This window comes from Bacillus sp. FSL R5-0659 (genome assembly GCF_038008785.1).
GTDB classification, from domain to species: Bacteria; Bacillota; Bacilli; order Bacillales; family Bacillaceae; genus Bacillus; species Bacillus safensis.
Genome location: NZ_JBBOZU010000001.1, coordinates 1,747,986 through 1,766,547 on the forward strand (window position 1 = coordinate 1,747,986; position 18,562 = coordinate 1,766,547).

Genomic DNA, 18,562 nt, shown 5'->3' on the forward strand with positions numbered 1-18,562 from the left:
TTCGTTACCTTTGAGTAAACTGCCAGGAATCAAATTGAAATAGGTTTGCACCTGTTCCAGTAAAAACAAAAAATACGTTGTGTACGCCTGCTGCTCCGTTTACTGCCGTTTCTACTTCTCGCCAGTTATTTGCTCCCCCTGTGGAAGGGACATTCAGTGTTCCGACGAGTCTGCCGTCAGGACTTCCGAGGCGTACTTCTATTTTCCCGCCTGCATTTGATGCTACATTGGCTTTAAATGTTCTCGCACCGTTTGATCCGAAATCGACGTTACTGGCAGCCACCCAATCTCCGTTTTGAATGTTTGTGACATGCTGGTTATTGACCGGTCCGCCTGGAGCTGAAGATGCCTCTGTCAAAATGCGTCCATTCCATGCGAATGTTTCAGCTTCTACACGCTGATAAGGATTCAGGTTGGAAAGCTGTTTAACCCCTTCAAAATTGGCTGCGACTTCTCGAAGGGAGCCGTCAGCATTATGCACAAGTTTATTAATATGCGGAGATCTGTAGCCTTTTCCTGATCCGTATAAAGCAGAGCTGACCGTTTGGGTATGATACACGACATACCACTCGTTTTTAAAATTGAACACAGCATGATGGTTATTACCGCCTCCCCCGAAAAATGCACCCGGATTTTTCAGGAAGTGCCCTCTATACGTAAAGGGACCCATCGGACTTGAGCTCGTCATATAACCGATCTCACCAGGTGGTTTATCTGCTGGGTGGGAGCCGCCAAAGTTGATGCAATAGGAATAGTAATAGGTTCCGTTATACTTATGCATCCCCGAATCTTCAAACATAAAAGGAGCATCAATGGTTGATGCGCTGCCTACCACACTTGTCATATCAGGTCCTAGTTTTAGAACTCTTGCTGTTTTAGGATTCGCCCATTGTCCCTGCGTTGGATTAGAACCGCCTGGAACACCTCCCCCGGCATATAGATAACCAGTGCCGTCATCATCTACAAAAACGGCAGGATCAAAAAGCCATACAACTCCAGCCATCCCTGGTGTATTTGGCGTGACGAGTGCTTTTCCGATAGGATCTGTCCATGGACCGATGGGGGAGTCTGCTGTCAGAACGCCAATCCCTCCGCCGCTGTTCGCGAAATAAAGGAAAAATTTATCCTTCCCATTGATTTTTTTCACCGCTGCTGATGGAGCCCAGGAAGCACCTGCCCATTTGGCAATTCCTTTGCCGCCATTTGCTCCATTTGCCCCAGCTACTGGAATCGCGCCATGATCTGTCCAGTTCACCATATCTGCTGAAGAGATGACAAAGACCCTATTCAAATTGGCAAAAGAATTATCCTTAATCGTTCCGTTGCTGTGATATTCATAGTCATCACTCGACATATAAATGTACACTCTTCCGTTATAGGTGAGCGCAAATGGATCAGCGCCCAAGTGGTGGTCTATGAGCGGGTTGGCATTTCCTACACGTTTTGCAATTGTTGTGCTTGCCGCACTCGCATCATATACCGGTAAAAAGCTCAGTACCAAAGCAAGAATCAATAAACCAACGCCGCACTTCATCCTCGTCCTCATCGTTTCATTTCCTCCTGTTTTCATCTTCCTAATATTGGGGTTTAGGCCCAATTTCAAAATATGTTGATAGGTACTGATGAAGAATGAATATAAAGAATGATTTCTAGTGTAAATCCTTGCTGGAATCACATTGAAAACCCTTACTTTTTGACTAGAAGACAACAAAAAAATGCAGTCTCCTATGGGGAGCTGCATTTTTTCTTCTTATGATCACATATAACGAGCGGTGACCATTTTCTTTCTTGTGTAAAACTCCACTCCGTCTGTTCCATTGGCATGCAAGTCTCCGTAGAAAGAATCCTTCCAGCCGGAAAACGGGAAGAATGCCATTGGTGCGGGTACACCGATGTTTACACCGAGCATGCCCGCTTCGATGTTTTCGCGAAATTCTCTTATGCTTGATGCGCTGTCCGTATACAGGCAGGCACCATTCGCAAATTTTGATTGATTGGACAGGTCGATGGCTTCTGCTAATGAAGAAACACGGACAATTGATAAGACTGGGGCGAAAATCTCGTCCTGCCAAATTTTCATTTGATTTGTGACATGATCAAAGATCGTCGGTCCGACGAAATACCCTTCTCCATTTGTTTCGTGGTCTTGCCGGCCATCACGAATGAGGCTTGCTCCTTCTTCAATCCCTGACTGGATGTATTGAAGTGTTCGTTCTTTATGTTCCTTTCGAATGACTGGCCCAAGAAAGACCTCTTCATTAATTCCGTTTCCAATGACGAGCTCGTTTGATTCATCCACTAATTTTTGAATCAACTCATCAGCCACTTCTTCTTCCACTGCGACAACGGCTGCGGCCATGCAGCGCTCTCCTGCTGATCCGAAGGCAGCCCCGATGATTTGTTTCGTTGCCGCATCTAAATCCGCATCTTTGAGGACAATAGAGTGATTCTTTGCCCCTGCAAGAGCTTGGACACGTTTGCCATGCTCCGTTCCTTTTTTATAGACATATTCAGCGACTGGCTGAGAGCCGACAAATGATATGGCTTTGACCTTTTGATGTTCAAGCAGGCCGTTGACGACATCATGAGCTCCATTAACAATGTTGAGAACACCTTTTGGAATACCCGCTTCTTCAAACAGCTCAGCTAACCGTGCCGCAAGAATAGGAGTTCGTTCTGAAGGTTTTAAAACAAACGTATTTCCGCAGGCAATGGCAAGCGGGAACATCCAGCATGGAACCATCATTGGAAAGTTAAATGGCGTAATGCCGCCGATGACGCCAATTGGATAGCGGTACATGCCTGATTCAAGTCCAGTCGCAATATCTGGCAGCTGTTTTCCCATCATTAACGTCGGTGCGCCCGCAGCAAATTCCACACATTCAATCCCGCGCTGCACTTCTCCTTTTGCTTCTGTTACACTTTTTCCGTTTTCAATCGTTACGAGTTCAGCCAGCTCATCCCAGTTCTCAACGAGTAACTGCTGGTATTTAAATAAAATGCGTGCACGTCGGGGAACAGCCGTTTTAGACCAAGTAGTAAACGCTTCCTGTGCTGCTTGTACCGCACGTTCAACATCTGTTTTTGTTGAAAGCGGCACTTCCGCGATGATTTCGCCAGTAGCAGGGTTATACACTGCCTCTGTTTGACTTGTTTCTGCCTCAATCCATTGTCCGCCAATATAATTTTTCAACGTTTGTACATCTGTTTTGGTCATGTTCCCTCTCTCCTCTTTGTTAAAGAATGTCATGCTTTAAGGGTGTGTATGTATCGTCATTGTCTCATCTAACTGGCATTCATCTGTATACACTCTTTGTCAAATCAAACGGCAGTTTTGGTTTACGTTGTGATCATCTGGTTTGTTTGTGACATATGACACGAGAATGCCAAAAATTCATGATGTATTTTTGGTTAACTGTTGGTTAACTTCAGAAAAATCATAATATGAAAATGGCCCTCAGTCAATCTTCTTTTTGCTTCATAAGAAAAACCTGATGCGCTGTGCATCAGGTAGAGGCTGGTTCATTGATATTATTTGGTTGATGCGGCATATTGATTTGGTTCTATATAATTTGGCAGCATCTCTCCATGTGCTTCAATGAGTTCATCACATAATTTAATGGTGTCATCAATTGATAGTTCAGCGCTTGTGTGTGGATCCAGTAAAGCCGCTTGATAAATGTGTTCTTTTTTACCGCTGATTGCTGCTTCAATGGTCATCAGCTGTGAGCTGATGTTCGTTCGATTGAGTCCAGCCAATTGTTCAGGTATCTCTCCGACATAGCATGGCATGATGCCGCTTCGATCTGCCACACATGGTACTTCTACACAGGCTTTTTTAGGCAGGTTATCAATGAGCCCGCCAGTGTTCAGAACATTTCCGCCAAATTTAAAGGGAACGTTCGTTTCGATCGCTTCAATGATCCGGGAACCATATTCTTTAGAGCGGGTATGTGTGATCTGTGTGTTTCCTATAAGGTCATGCTTCATTGTATTCCAATTGTTGATTTGTTCCTCGCAGCGTCTCGGGTATTCATCAAGCGGAATGTTAAACTGACCGATTAGTTCTGGGTACTGTGATTTGATGAAATATGGATGGTATTCGGCATTGTGCTCTGAGGATTCTGTGACATAATAGCCGAATTTATCCATTAGTTCAAAACGAACCATATCATGATGCCGCGATTGCTGCTTTTCTTTTGCTCGTCTTTTGATTTCTGGATACAGGTCTTTACCATCCCGTTTTACCTCTAATAACCATGCCATATGGTTAATGCCTGCGATTTTTTCTTCAATGCCTTCATGATCCATTTCAAGAGATTCAAATAGGTCCTTTGTACACACTTGCACACTATGACAAAGACCAACTGTTTGAACCTGAGTATAACGCAGCATTGCACCTGTCAATGTGGCCATAGGGTTTGTGTAATTTAACAATAAAGCACTAGGGCAAACCTCTTCCATATCCTTTGCAAAGTCAAGCATGACAGGAATCGTTCGAAGGGAACGGAAGATACCGCCGATCCCTACCGTATCTGCAATCGTTTGTCTTAATCCATATTTTTTAGGTATTTCAAAATCAATGATTGTACTTGGCCGATAGCCTCCAACTTGGATGGCATTGATGACATATTTCGCATCCTGTAAGGCTTCTTTCCGGTTTTGATAGGACTGGATGGTCACATTTGCACCGTAATTTGCTTTTAAATGCCGTAGCATCGTTTCTGATTCTTTCAGCCGGTTGAGGTCAATATCATATAATGCGAATTCAAAGCCTTCAAGGGCGGGAACAAACAAACAATCTCCTAATATATTCTTAGCAAACACAGTACTCCCTGCACCGATAAATGTAATTTTAGACATAGACGACTCTCCTTTTTACATCCATATTGGGCTAGCCTTTGACAGAGCCTTGAGAAAGCCCTGCGATAAAATATTTTTGTAAAAGTAAAAACATCGTAACCATTGGCAGCATCGCAATGAGGGCAGCTGCACCAACGAGCTGGAGCTGATGCTGATTTTGACCAAAAAAATGGGATAAGGCGACCGTGAGTGTATGCATCTCTTTATCTTGCAAAAAGAAGATAGCAAATTGATAGTCGTTCCAAATATACACGCAGGCAATGATTAATACAGAAGCGGTAATGGGCTTTAGAAGCGGAAAAACGACAGTGAAAAAAACTCTGAGTGTCCCTGCTCCATCAATACGGGCAGCTTCTTCAAGCTCCTTTGGAATGGTCGACCGGATAAAGCCCGCGTATAAGAAAATCGTCAGCGGCAAAAAAGCAGCCACATTATTTAAAATAGCAATTTGATAGGTGTTCATCATCCCGATTTGAACGACCATTTTATAGAGAGGGACAAGGGCTGTGAGCGGCGGAATGACCATAATGGCAATAAATAAAACATAGACTGCTTTATTCAGCTTGGTGTTCCTTCTTGCGAGCGGATAGGCTGCAAGAGATCCAAATATAATGAGCAATACAGCGGAGCTGAACGTAATGATCACTGTATTCAAAAAGGACTGGCCAAGCTGAGCCTCTGTCCATGCTGTGCGGAAGTTTTCAAGGTGCAGCGCTTTCGGAAACAGCCATTTTGAACTAAAATCTCCTATCCCCTTTAATGAAGTCGTCACCAAAATATAAAATGGAATGAGGTGTAGCAATGTAATCAATAGTGCGAGGAAGGAGTACCATCTTTTCTTGCGTTTATAGGCGTTATCCATCACACCTCGGTCTCCTTTCGTTTGAAATAAATCAGCGCTGCGACACTAATGATAAGGATGATGACCGCCATGAACACCCCTTGCGTCGCTGCATAGCCTGCATCCTGACGTTTGAAATACAGATCATACATAAAGGTCGACATGGATTGCGAGGAATCTCCAGGTCCGCCGCCCGTGAGTGCCACAATGACATCAAAGAGCTTGAGCCCGCCAATGACATTCAGCACAACATTAATGGTGATCGACGGCATAAGCAGCGGCAATGTAATCCGCCTGAATTGTTGAAAGCTCGATGCGCCGTCTAATTGTGCCGCTTCGTAATAATCCTTAGGGATACTTTGAAGTCCTGCTAAATAAATGATCATCGCAATCCCGACGAATTGATAGGTGTTGACAAGCACAATGATCCATGTGTTGAATTGCGGGTTGCCGAGCGCATTTATTTGATCAAATCCAAAAAGCGTCACCACATCATTTAAGGCACCGCCTTGGTAAGCAAACACAAAATACCAAATATAGCCCATCGCAATTGGGCTGATCATGACAGGTAAATAGATGACCGTTCTTGTGATGGCTTTCATCTTTAAGCTTTGATTTAATAAGAGCGCATATCCAAGTCCGATGATATTTTGTAAAATGGTGCTCCCAATTCCGTAGAGAAGCGTGTTTTTGACAACAAGCCATGTCGCTTGATCCTGAAGCAGCCGCTCATATTGCTCAAGACCAATCCATTGATAAGTTTGTGAGAAACCGTTCCAATTCGTAAAAGAAAGCTGAATGCCGTTCAAAAAAGGATAAATGATAAAGGTACTGACGACGAGAACAGCTGGCATGTACATCCACCAAAGTGATGAATTCTGGCGTTTTTGTATCTTTTGTTTTGGTAAAGAGGTGAATGCGGCTGGCTGCTTTGCTTTTGTGATGTCATTCATTGGCTTCACTCCTGTTTCAGCATCCATCGGCTATTGTTTTTTCAGACGTTTATACTCCTCTTCCATTTTCTTTGACAACTGTTCTGGTGTGATCGAGCCTGCTAATAATTCTTGACCCGTTGTTGCCATGACCGCCCACATTCCGCTTGGTAAGTATTTTCGATCGAAATACGGTTCAATCTTCACCTGTTCGTATTGATCGTAAAATGTAGAGTAATAGTTTTTCGCTTTCACTTGTTTTAGAGCTGTTTCAGAGGATGTGCCCTCTGCGATTTTTTTGGCGTTTTCAGGCTTTGCTAAAAAATCGATGAATTGCTTTGCTTCTTTTAGATGCTTAGAATCCTTCCAAGCAGCGACAGTAAACCGTTCTCCGCCAATCCAGCTTTGTTTATCTCCTTCATGAATGGCTGGAACAGGCATCGTGCCTACTTTGATCGATGGATTCAGCTCTGTTGCTTCAGGTCCTAATGATCCTCCGACAAAGGTGAAGGCGATTTTGTTTTGAGCCATGAGTTCCGGTGCTTGAGAGAGTTTCGCTGTCAGGACATCTTTGTTTAAAAGGTCTTGATCTTTCAGATCTTTCATGAATTGTGCAAGCGGTGTATAGAGAGACCAATCAAATGATCCGTTTTCAAGTTCCTTTCCGTATTGATGTTTTTGATCGGTGATTAATAAAGGCGTCGCCAGCTCATCAAAGACTTGGGCAATATTTGAGTTATCTCCTCCTGGTATCCAGAGCGGCACAACATCTCCTTTGCTTTTTTCTTTCACTGTCAGCAAAGCCGATTTTAATTCATCAAGTGTTTTAGGGGCTTCGATCCCATATTCATTTAATAGATTGGCATTAAAGCTAAGCCCGTCTTTTGCTTGATTCAGCGGATAGGCGTACACTTTGCCATCTTGGTCCTTTAAAATCTGGTCGAGTGAAGGATCAAGCTGTTTGACCCAATCCATCTCTTTTAAATCTGCCACATACTCGCTATAGCGCAGTTTGGCCCAGCCATGTGTATCAAAAAGGTCTGGCATATCGTTTGCCCCCATTTTGACACGGATCATATCTTCATAGCTGTTGCCTGGGAAATTGGCATCGATTCGAATGTGTTGATGCTCCTTTTCAAACTCACGAATCACTTCTTCAAACGCTTTTCTTTCCCCGCTGTTGCTCATCGTTGAAAATAGCGTCAAGGTGACCTTTCCATTTGCTTCAGAAGAACCGTTATTCCCGCAAGCAGACAAAATCATGGTCAAGAAAATGGCTGCAATCAGCAGCATGATTTTTTTATTCATGGTTTCCTCCTTTTGATCACTGAAAATTCAGACGATAATCGGTAGAATTCATGCAGTTGCGGAAACAAAAGAAGTCCATTATACTGGAATTCTATTCTTTTCAAAGAGATAAGAGAGCATACCGGCAGGCTGCCTTGTTCTTATCATGATCTGGCCATCATGCTAAGCAGCTTGTTTTCTGCTTTTTTGTCTCTTTTTTGTTTGCTGAAATCGATGGTTCACCCCCTTTCATGGATGAGACATGTACTGCCTCGCTCGATGAGTGTTGTTGGCACGACGACTTTTAGAGGAAGTTTTCTTCCGTTTATTCTCTCAAGCAAAAGCTTCAGACCGACTTCCCCCATTTCTTCTGTATATACTTTGACAGTCGTAAGCGGCGGGCTTGAAAATGATGCGGCTTCAATGTCATTAAATCCAACAATGGATACATCTGAAGGAACGTGTAGACCGGCTTCATGGAGAGCGCGCATTGCCCCGATGGCCATAGAGTCACTTCCAATGAAAAAGGCCTGCGGCAGTTTTCCTTTTTTGATAGCTTGCTGCATAAGCGAATAGCCTTCTTGCATGGAATATTCACCAATGTGGATGTCTTCCATATGAAGAGCGCCCGCCTCCTGCATTCTTTTCATAAACGTCGTTTGTCTTTCGTCCTCAATCACAGCGTTGCCTTCGAAATAATGCTCCCGCTCTTTCCCGCCAATATAGCCTAGATGTGTATAACCGAGTGATTGCAGATGACGAATGGCGCGATCTGCCGCTCTGACAAAATCCACATGTACACAATCATACAAATCTTCATCCGCATAATGATTGATAAAAACAATGTGTTCCATTCGATTTGTCATTTTTTCAACCGTATCGGGGCTGATTCGTCCAATGACAATCAAGCCGTCAATATCCTTTAGCATCGCCCCTTTATCCATGCTTCTTAGGCGAAAGGTATGGAGAGTAGACAGGCCTTGTTTGGCATATTCTTTTTCAATTCCTTTTCGAATCGATGAAAAAAAGGGATCATTTAATTCTTCGTCAATGGATTGAGCGACAACGATACCGATGACTGGGGATTCAGATGGGTTTTTTTCTTCTGCTTGATCGGCTTTTCTTGCTCTCACTGGGGTATAGTTTAACTTCTTAGCAATGTCGAGGATGTTTTGTCTCGTTGCATGTGAAACGGCAAGTGTTTGATCGCCATTTAACACACGGGATACAGTGGAAACGGACACTTTTGCATCATGAGCAATATCTTTGAGTGTGGTCATAGGCAAACTCCTCATCGTTATTTGACTAAATATTTACTAAAGATATTTGAAGGATAACATATTAATAAAGCGCTTTCAATTATAGATTTGCGATTTTTATTTTGTTTTTGGGTAAGTTTTGGTGAGTAAATATCATTTTAGTAAAAATTGCGTAAAAAAGAGGATGGGTTTCATCCTCTCTTTTACTAACGCGATTCGATTGAAGCTGTTTCTTTTGAAAATATTTGCTTCATTGTTTCCCAAGCAGTGTCGAGTTGTTTATGAAGTCCAAATAAACCTGAGGTGCCGATGATGTAGATCTCATTTCCAGCCTCAGCAAGCAGCCGGAACGTGCTCTCATTACAAGAGCCGTCTACTTCAATTGAAAACGAGTATCCTCCGTGTTTTTTGATATCTTTCACCTGTTTAATTTTCTGAAGCATTTCTTTAATAAATGGCTGTCCGGCAAAGCCTGGATCGATCGTCATGATCGTCACTCGGTCTATTAAATGAATAAAGGACTCTAATGCTGCAACTGGTGTGACGGGGTTTAAAACAAAGCCAACCTCACATTTTCTTTGGTGAATATGCCGTATGATTCGAAAGGCATCTTTCTGCACGACTTCTGGGTGTAAACAAATCATCGTTGCGCCTGCATCAATACATGCATCGATTAAAAATTCCTGGGGGTGTTCAGCCATTAGATGAACATCAATCGGTAAATTTGTCAGTTTCCGAAGCTGTTCAATGAAAAAGGGTGATAACGTCAAATTCTTCACATAATGCCCATCCATCACATCGACATGGTACCGGTCTGCTCTCGTGTTGAGAAAATGAATTTGTTCACGGAAGTGCGTGAGATCCATGCACATCAATGAAGGTGAAAAAGTGGCTGTCAATCTCAGTCTCCTCCTTTTTACAGCTGAAATAAAAACTTGATCAATCCAATTAAGATTCCGATGATACCAAAGTCTGTATCTCCAAACGTTGTCCCTTCAAAGCCGAGGGTTCCGAGCACAGGTAATAAACAAGCAGGTAAAAAGGAAAGAAGCAACCCATTTACAAAGGACCCAGCGACAGCACCTCCTACCCCTCCTGTTGCATTGCCATACACTCCTGCTGTAGCACCGCAAAAAAAGTGCGGGACAAGACCAGGGACAATGACAGTTAAACCAAACAAAGGTAAAAGAAAAATGGATACGATGCCTCCTGCAAAGCTGCATAAAAAACCAATAATGACCGCATTTGGCGCAAATGGAAAAACGGTTGGCGCATCAAGTGCCGGCTTTGCTCCCTTCACGAATCGATCGGCAATCCCCTTGAAAGCAGGCACGATCTCGCCAATGGCCATCCGTACCCCTGCTAAAATAATGTACACACCAGCAGCAAACGTAATCGCCTGAATGAGAATGAAGACAGCGAAGTTCGTGCCCCCGCTAATTTGTTCTATAAAAGGAATTCCTGCAAACGGTGCAATCGCAAAGAACAGCAAAGCCATCGTAATCGAAATGGCAACAGATGTATCTCTTAGAAAACCGAGTGATTTAGGCACTTGAATGGTTTCCGTTGATTTTTCAGGAGAACCAACCCATTTGCCGATCATTACCGCAGTAAAATAACCGAAAGTACTGAAGTGTCCGAGCGCGAGATCATTGCTTCCGGTGACTTTCCTCGTAAACGGCTGAAGGATTGCGGGTGCAATGACCATAGCTGCCCCTAATATCATTGAACCAGTTGAGATGAGCAGCCACCCGTGCATACCGGCTGTCGAAAGAACGACGGCGAGCATAGCCGCCATATACAACGTGTGATGCCCAGTCAAAAAGACGTATTTAAAGGGTGTGACTCTTGCAAGTAACAAATTGACCAGCATGCCAAAAATCATAATGAGTGCTGTCTGTGTACCGAATTCCTTTTGAGCAATGGCGGCCATAGCATCTGTATTTGGCACAACCCCTTGAATGTGAAAGGCTGCTTCAAACATCTTTCGAAAAACCCCGAGTGAATCAGAGACGACTGTAGCGCCCGCCCCTAATATTAAAAAGCCCATGGTTGTTTTCAAGGTGCCTGACACAGTATCTGCGGCTGATTTTTTCTGCAAAAGTAAACCGGCTAGAGCAAATAAACCGATGAGAATGGCAGGTGTGCCCAATATATCGTTCATGATCAGTTCTATCATGATGTGAATCCCCCTTTTTCATGACTTAAATGTGTTGACGAAGGACGTCCTTAATGGCTTTCTGGTCTAACAAATTATTTAAGCCAGCCACATTTCTTGTGCCGTCATTCAGCTGGTCAATAATATCAGCTGCCCCGATATAAAGATCTGCTTGTTCATTTTTACTTGTACTGAGATCGGTATGATCCACTTCAGCTATAAGACCTAATTCTTCTAATGCTTTTTTGACATTCATTTCTACAATAAAGCTGCTTCCTAACCCGTTTCCACATACAACTAGAATTTTTTTCATTCTCTTTTTCCCCCTTTATACTTGTGAAAATTGATCAATTAATTCTTGAACCGATGCTAAATCTTCTGCTTCAATCAATTGTTTCGTCCGTTTCTCTTCACTTAATAGCATGGTCAGCTGTTTGAGTGCTTTCAAGTGGCTCATGCTGTCAATAGCGGCTAACACAATGACGAGCCGCACCTGCTTTTTGCCATCCTTTGAAAACGAAATGGGCTGTTTGAATGACATGAGTGTCATGCTCAATTTGTTCACGCCATCCTCGGGCCTTGCATGTGGAATGGCCACTTGTGGTGCAATCACAATATAAGGACCATTTCGATGAACAGACTGAATCATGGCTTCTATATAACTTGATTCAATGGCATTTTGGTCAAGTAAAGGCTGCGCCGCTTTTGTAATCGCCTCTTGCCATGTGTCTGCTGTTTGGTGGAGCTTGATGGTTTGTTCTGTTAATAAATCGTTTAACACTGGGTTCCACCCTTTCTGATAGGATACATATGTGGGATGAAGCAACTCCTGAATGTCACGAAGCAGTGCTTGTTTATTTTGTACGATGGTATGCTGCTGAATGATGTTGAATAAAGCGTTTACATGCTGCTCGTCAACCTTCGTTTCTAAGACTTTCCCGTATTGAAGTAATGTTTTTTTCTCATAGGCAGTTAAAATAGGATGAACGAGATGAACTGGTTTTCCTTTAAAAGAAATAGGTGTTGTGGACACAACGAAATCTGCATCAACGGCTGCTAATTCTTCATATGCACGCTTTGATAACAGCCCGCGTACTTCGATGTAGCCGATTAATTCGAGGAGCTGAGTTTTCAGCATGTTACTTGTGCCGATTCCTTCTCCGCAGACAATGTATACAGAACGCTTAACAATGGATGAAATTCCTTCTCTTCTCATCCAACTGCCAAAATGCATGGTGAGATATGCAACTTCATGGTCACTCAACTTTGAACAGGCCGCCTTTTCTAAATGGCAGGCAACTTTTTGAGTGATTTCAAATACTTCTGGCTGTGCTTTTTTTATAGACTCCGTCAGTTCGTTGATTATACCAATGTGATAGATGAGCCTGTAATAAGCTGGAATTAAATGCATGGTTAAGTTTTGCTCCAATGCTTTTGGTTCTTGAAAGGAAATACAAGCATATCGCTGAAAGTCAAATATCATTTGTCTAGCGATGGTGCGAATGAGATGTTCTTCTGGTTTTTTAATTGATGGAAGTTTTTGTTTTTTGGCACTGAGCCATAAGGTGCTAAGAAAATAGATCTCATCATCATGAACAATGAGACTGGCCTCTTTTTGAATCTGCGCCATGAAACGAATAGCCGCCAAGCATTCCTCTGTTTCCTGCAATGTTCGCTTTTCTTCGTTTGAAATGTGTACAGCATGCCCTAGCTTCATCCGCTTGAAGTAGAAAAAGAGATCCAAAGAGAGCTGATCCAGCATCTCATCTGCAAATTCAAGCTTAAGTTCTTGTTCTGACTGCTGGAGGAGATGGTGTACCCGTTTGGACGAAATAGGTCCCTTTAACCAAAATGACGGAAACGTTTTTTCGTTTTTTATCATTGTGCGAATGAAATGTATATAAGGTTTGAGTGCCAATCGAATGGCCCTTTCGTCTCCTGAAATCACATAGCCGCTTGCTGCCTGATAGCGGAGTGTGATCTCCTGCTTTGAAAGCGCCTCTTTTAGCTGTTTCATATCCTCGAGCAATGTATTTCGGCTCACCTTTGTCATCTTCATGAAATCATCAATTCTTAGGCAATGCTCACTGCATGCTATGGATAAAAGCAAGATAGCCCTTCGTTCCTTTTTACATGGTTCATAATCGTGACCAACAAGAATGGTATCAGCTTTTTGAATAATGATTTCTTTTTCCAGAGGATTTAAATAATAGCCAAGTTGACCTTTTCGCTGCACACCACTAAGCTGATGAGTTTCCAGCCAGCTGTTCATTCGTTTGATTTCAGCGTAAACGGTTCGAGTCGAGACTTTCATCCGATTCTGTAAATCTTCTATTGATAGATAAGATGTCGTGTGAAGCAGCATAGATAGTAAAGTCGTGCCCCTTTTGGTTAAGTACAGTTGGAATTCCTCCTTTCTTCTCTTTGCTTATAAGTCTAATCAACTCACATGCATCAAAGAAGTCCAAATGTCTTCAGCACGTGCTGTGCAGCGATTGTGTGTTCTTTTCATAAGAAAAACACACAATTTGAGTGTGCTTTCAGGCAAAGAGTTTTTTGTCTTTTTTTAAGTGTTTGAGGACCAATAAACTCAAAAAACCTTGAATGATATAAAGCCAGTCAAGGTTTTTTCACTTCTTATCATCTTTTGATTTCTTTTCCCTTGGCTACTGCCCATGCCTTGCAAGTAATTCATGGAGTGGTATCTATGACTTTACCGTTGCATTGAGTGAATGCGATTTCAAAAAAAGAATGTCTTTTAAGAACAAATACAAAAATGATGTCATAATACAGATAAAACTTGTTCTCCTCTTAGGAATTCAATAAATGCTTTAACCGTTTTAGTCTCTGTAGATTTCTGATCATACATGAGCCAAGTATCTCTAGTTAATGGCTTTTTCTTAGTATCATATATTTCCATTGTATATAGTTTATCTGAATTTCTTAAGCAAATCTCGGGTGCTATTGAGTACCCAAGCCCTTGCTTTACCATTTCTTTGCATGTCTCATGTCGGTCAACTTCCATAGCTATGTTTGGCTGCAGGACTAGATTGTCGTACATCCAATCATCGAGAATAGTCTTTAAAGAATTATCAGTCTGATATTTTATAAATGGTAACAAAGGAAGCTGTCCTATATTAATGGGATCTCTAGAGATGATTAGTAATTTTTCCTTTGTAAGCCTCTCCTTCTCTCCTTTCCATCGATGGTCTCCTCTAATTATTCCAACTTGTACAATACCTGCATCTAATAACTTCATGACATCAGTGCTCCATCCAGTTTGCACATTAAATTGAACATTGGGATACATGTTGGAAAAATCTCTAAGTAATTTAGGGAGCTTATATTGTGCGAAATTGCTGGAAACGCCAAGTCTTAAGTGTCCCTGTACCTCTTTACCTAAGTTAACGATTTCATCCTTGGTATCCTGCAGTTCCTTTAACATTCTTCGTGCATAGAAAACTAAATGCTCTCCCTCAACAGTAAAGGTAATGCCCTTATGTCTTTTGTTAAACAATTTAATCTCAAAAACTTCCTCAATCTTATTTAATCTATAAGTAATTGAGGGCTGAGATGTATACAACCTTTCCGCTGTTTTTGTTAAATTTTGTTCATTGTAAAGGATATCAAGTAAAATCCAATCTTTTTCATCCATAGTGGTCATCCTTTCTAAGTTTATTATAATTATAGATGTGTTCTTGTTAAATTGAATAATACTTTATTTTGTACATCCTACACGAACCTTATAACACGAAGTATATGTACTGATTTACATGCAGAGAGCATATCAAAATAGGTAAGAGGGACTCTTAAAGAGTCCCCCTTATCCGATAGCCCTATTTCTATGCATGTTGTTTTAGAATTGATGCAGCATTGAAACCAGCAGTTTTTCCAAATACTGAACCAGACATTAAACCTGAACCACCTGGATAGTTCTCATAGAAAATACCCCCTACCATCTCACCAGCTGCGTATAAACCCTTAATAGGTTTATTCTTAGAATTTAAGACCTCGGCATTTGTATTCACTCGAAGACCGCCAAATGCAAAGGTAACACCGCATGTTACCGGATAAGCATAATAAGGTGCTTGATCTATTGTCAGCGCCCAATTTGTTTTTGGCGGCGTTATCCCTACAGTCCCCTTTCCATCCTTAATGGAAGGATTATAGTCTCCTTCTTGCACGGACAAATTATATTCTTGTATCGTATCTTTAAACACTTCTTTACTGATTTTCATTAAGCCTGCAAGTTCTTCTAAGCTATCAGCTTGATAGAAGGTAGCTTCGTCCAAAGTATATTCATCGCGTAATAATGGATGTACTTTGGCATCAAATACTTGAAATGCTTTATGACCGGGCTGCTTGAGAATTTCTCTTCCATATTTAGCGTACGTATAATTCCTAAAATCTGCTCCTTCATCTACAAATCTCTTCCCTTCCAAATTAAACATTAAGCCAAGTGGAAAAGAGGATTTCTTGTAAATATCGCCAGGCTTGTTAAAATCACCAACCGCTGGAGCATTATAATCAGTGCCTATAGAATGGCAGCTGCTCCAATCTCCATATTTAGAAGCACCAGCTTTCACTGCCATATCCAAGCCGTCTCCAGTGTTATATTCCGTACCTCTGACAATCGCATCTTCCCATTCCTTACCCAGGAATTCGATTCTCATCTTTTTATTTGCTTCAAAACTACCACATGCAAGAATGACGGTCTTAGAATGAATTTGAACTAACTCACCGCTCTTTTCGACTACTACACCCGTTACCCCATCATCACCACTCATTAAATCAACCGTTCTGGTATCATACTCCACTTTTATTCCTAATTGATCAACACACTGATAAAGTTGTTTGATGAGGCCAACACCTTTTCCAGAAGTCTTAAGAGGTAAACCACCCCAAAAATGCCGCTTTCCTTCTTTTTCATATGACTGATTATCATAATTTAATTCAAATTTTACTCCGTTTTTATACATCCACTTAATAGTTTCAAAAGATTTTGAAATGAGATGGTGGGCTAATTTGTTATCACTTTTACCAGAAGTCACTCTCATCAAATCATTCATGAAATCATCCTCTGTATAAGGAGGCATTACAATTTGTTCTGAGTCATAATCTGTTAAATCCGGAAGCACTTCTCTTAACATATCTAGTCTGTTATAGGCTACTCGAATTGCACCATCTGTGAAATATGAATTTCCTCCACGTTTTTCCATAGGTGCCCTTTCAAGAACAAGTACATTTGCCCCTCCTTCATGCGCACTAATAGCAGCACACAAAGCCGCATTACCCCCGCCAACAACGATAACATCATATGAGTTATTCACTCAGCTACTCCTCCTTGACTTTATTTTGTAACATTAAATGTGACTGTACATTAATGTTAAAGAAGAAATAGCCATAAGTGAAATATATGTTTTTTTAATTCAATTTAAAATTTTGTTTATAACTGTTGATTACTTGCAATTATTAATAGGTTTATCTATGTAAACATTTAGCTAATTAAACACAAGGACTTTTAGATAAATTCTCTAGAGATAATGGTTCAAACTAATATCAAGGAGTTAGATCCCTCTATAATATAAAAATGCCTTCCGAGATAAGGATGAGGCACTTTCTAAAAAACCCTATTTACTTATGGTACGGTTACCATGAGGTCTAACCAGCATTGATTATGGACAATATAGGAGTAGTCTCTCTTGTAAACTTTCCAAGATTTCTACAGACATTTCCCGGACCTTGATATCATCGCCTAGGAAAAATAGCCAATTTGTTATTTCGGTTATTTCTTCTGAATGATTAACATTGATAAAAGTCTTTAAAATGGCTGTAGTTTGGTAAGGATTCGTATAAGAAATTGACATTTTGAAAGGATGGTATTTTTTGAACTGTGCAATTGCCTTTGGACCAAGTTCAAGGACAAGGTTGATTACTTCCTCCTGCTTACTTAGTTTTTCTAAAATCTTTTTCCTGCTTAATCTATTTTTTGTAGAGTATGGTTCTACATCTGTGAGATTGTCGACAGGCACAATCCGTTTCTTCTCTTCCTTTACATCAAAGCCTTCAATTAACCACAGGCTTTTTTCACGATAAAGGTTCAAAAGGTAAATAGGATAGGACTTCATCACTTTCTCCTCTCTCATGGTAATCAGTAAATATCGATCCAAAATAAGCAATTGGATTAATTTTTCTAACATGGGGTGAGGGAGATCGGACAAATCAAGCAGATCAGGATTATTCGGGTTGGTCCCTTCAAATAGCAAGAGGCGATTTAACAGAACAAGGTCATCTTGCTGGGTTTCAGAGATGAGTCCTAGTAATTTTTCAGCTAAAGACTGGCGACTCTTTAAATAAGGGAGTTGTTGGTTTCTCGTGGCCATAAAGGCAATAAAAAGAGCTTTAATCTCATTATCGGTAAAGCGAACAGTTGGCAGGACAGAATTGTTCATTACAAAATATCCCCCGTCCCTTCCGACTTCTGCGACAAGCGGCATCCCCATAGCTTCAATTTCTCTGATGTCCCTAATTGCTGTCGAACGAGAGATATGAAATTCTCTCATGATTTCAGTAATTGTAAAGTTGGAGCGGTTGTTAATATACCGCATGATGGTATTAATCCGTTCAACTTTTTTCATCTGGTCCCCCTAAACAGTATCATTTTTTGACATGGTTTAAGCCTATTATATATTTATCAAGTGAAAAAAACATTTGATCAATTTACCAAAAGGAAGTGTTGAATATGGCAGAGTATATACTAGAAGAAAAAGACAGCTTTCACGTGTTAGGTATTGGAACTGAACTTCAGAGTCATTACACAGACTATGCGGGCCTAACGAAGGAAAAAGCAGACTTTTGGCAAGCAGTCACACAAGAAGGTAAGCTAGATACCTTAAAAGCCATTGCCACAAATGACTATATTTTTATCGTAAACGAAGCGGTAAATAATAAGCTGATGCATTATGTCGGGGTCATGACAGAGGAATCGTTACCAGAAGCGGACAGAGTGATTCAATTTCCTAAAGGGGAATATCTAATCGTTAAAGGGGAAGCTAAAACCGCTGATGAATTGCATCAAACGCTTACTGGCATTGCATTCGGTCAAGTCTTGCCTGAAGCAAAGAATTTCGCCTATGTTGGTGGACCGAATGCAGTGGTAGAAATGGGACAGCGAAACGACTTATTACTTGGTGAGGTGTGGATTCCTGTTGTACGGAAATAA

General features: G+C 41.3%; 15 protein-coding genes. 1 reads left to right on the plus strand and 14 read right to left on the minus strand.

Annotation, left to right across the window (positions count from 1 at the left end; translation table 11 throughout):
• Positions 1–4 precede the first annotated feature (4 nt).
• The 14 genes from NSQ72_RS08845 to NSQ72_RS08910 all read right to left on the minus strand — a co-directional run bounded on the left by NSQ72_RS08845 (position 5) and on the right by NSQ72_RS08910 (position 17,978).
• The gene (locus NSQ72_RS08845; protein ID WP_260776001.1) at positions 5–1,546 is read right to left on the minus strand and encodes a glycoside hydrolase family 43 protein; all 1,542 of its coding nucleotides are present in this window, start codon (positions 1,544–1,546) and stop codon (positions 5–7) included.
• 210 nt (positions 1,547–1,756) lie between these two features.
• Positions 1,757–3,217, minus strand: a complete 1,461-nt coding sequence (locus NSQ72_RS08850; protein ID WP_341083838.1) for a CoA-acylating methylmalonate-semialdehyde dehydrogenase — start codon at positions 3,215–3,217, stop codon at positions 1,757–1,759.
• Positions 3,218–3,531: 314 nt separating this feature from the next.
• Positions 3,532–4,863, minus strand: a complete 1,332-nt coding sequence (locus tag NSQ72_RS08855) for an alpha-glucosidase/alpha-galactosidase (protein WP_341083839.1) — start codon at positions 4,861–4,863, stop codon at positions 3,532–3,534.
• A 31-nt stretch (positions 4,864–4,894) separates the two neighbouring features.
• Positions 4,895–5,725: a carbohydrate ABC transporter permease gene (locus tag NSQ72_RS08860; protein WP_151284333.1), complete on the minus strand. Its 831-nt coding sequence runs from the start codon at positions 5,723–5,725 to the stop codon at positions 4,895–4,897.
• Entirely contained in the window at positions 5,725–6,657 is a 933-nt protein-coding gene (locus tag NSQ72_RS08865; RefSeq protein WP_039183131.1) for a carbohydrate ABC transporter permease, read from the minus strand. The genes NSQ72_RS08860 and NSQ72_RS08865 overlap by 1 nt, the downstream gene beginning before the upstream one ends.
• 30 nt (positions 6,658–6,687) lie before the next feature.
• A complete protein-coding gene (locus NSQ72_RS08870) occupies positions 6,688–7,944 on the minus strand; it encodes an ABC transporter substrate-binding protein (protein WP_039179031.1) in 1,257 nt (418 codons plus the stop codon).
• A 218-nt stretch (positions 7,945–8,162) separates the two neighbouring features.
• Positions 8,163–9,203: a LacI family DNA-binding transcriptional regulator gene (locus NSQ72_RS08875; protein ID WP_039179034.1), complete on the minus strand. Its 1,041-nt coding sequence runs from the start codon at positions 9,201–9,203 to the stop codon at positions 8,163–8,165.
• A gap of 185 nt (positions 9,204–9,388) precedes the next feature.
• Positions 9,389–10,081: a D-allulose 6-phosphate 3-epimerase gene (gene alsE, locus NSQ72_RS08880; protein WP_144490453.1), complete on the minus strand. Its 693-nt coding sequence runs from the start codon at positions 10,079–10,081 to the stop codon at positions 9,389–9,391.
• Positions 10,082–10,098: 17 nt separating this feature from the next.
• Positions 10,099–11,361 carry a PTS ascorbate transporter subunit IIC gene (locus NSQ72_RS08885; RefSeq protein ID WP_341083841.1) on the minus strand — a complete coding sequence of 421 codons (1,263 nt, stop codon included), beginning with the start codon at positions 11,359–11,361 and terminating at the stop codon, positions 10,099–10,101.
• 25 nt (positions 11,362–11,386) lie between these two features.
• On the minus strand, positions 11,387–11,653 hold the full coding sequence (locus NSQ72_RS08890) for a PTS sugar transporter subunit IIB (RefSeq protein ID WP_047203175.1): 267 nt from the start codon (positions 11,651–11,653) through the stop codon (positions 11,387–11,389).
• 15 nt (positions 11,654–11,668) lie between these two features.
• Positions 11,669–13,741: a BglG family transcription antiterminator gene (locus NSQ72_RS08895; protein ID WP_341085016.1), complete on the minus strand. Its 2,073-nt coding sequence runs from the start codon at positions 13,739–13,741 to the stop codon at positions 11,669–11,671.
• A gap of 381 nt (positions 13,742–14,122) precedes the next feature.
• Complete coding sequence (locus NSQ72_RS08900) at positions 14,123–14,995, minus strand: LysR family transcriptional regulator (RefSeq protein ID WP_341083843.1); 873 nt, start codon at positions 14,993–14,995, stop codon at positions 14,123–14,125.
• A 187-nt stretch (positions 14,996–15,182) separates the two neighbouring features.
• Positions 15,183–16,670 carry an FAD-dependent tricarballylate dehydrogenase TcuA gene (tcuA, locus tag NSQ72_RS08905; RefSeq protein WP_341083844.1) on the minus strand — a complete coding sequence of 496 codons (1,488 nt, stop codon included), beginning with the start codon at positions 16,668–16,670 and terminating at the stop codon, positions 15,183–15,185.
• Between the two features lie 345 nt (positions 16,671–17,015).
• On the minus strand, positions 17,016–17,978 hold the full coding sequence (locus NSQ72_RS08910; protein ID WP_341083845.1) for a helix-turn-helix transcriptional regulator: 963 nt from the start codon (positions 17,976–17,978) through the stop codon (positions 17,016–17,018).
• 104 nt (positions 17,979–18,082) lie between these two features.
• On the opposite strand from NSQ72_RS08910, the gene NSQ72_RS08915 reads away from it, so the two are divergent.
• A complete protein-coding gene (locus tag NSQ72_RS08915) occupies positions 18,083–18,562 on the plus strand; it encodes a GyrI-like domain-containing protein (protein WP_341083846.1) in 480 nt (159 codons plus the stop codon).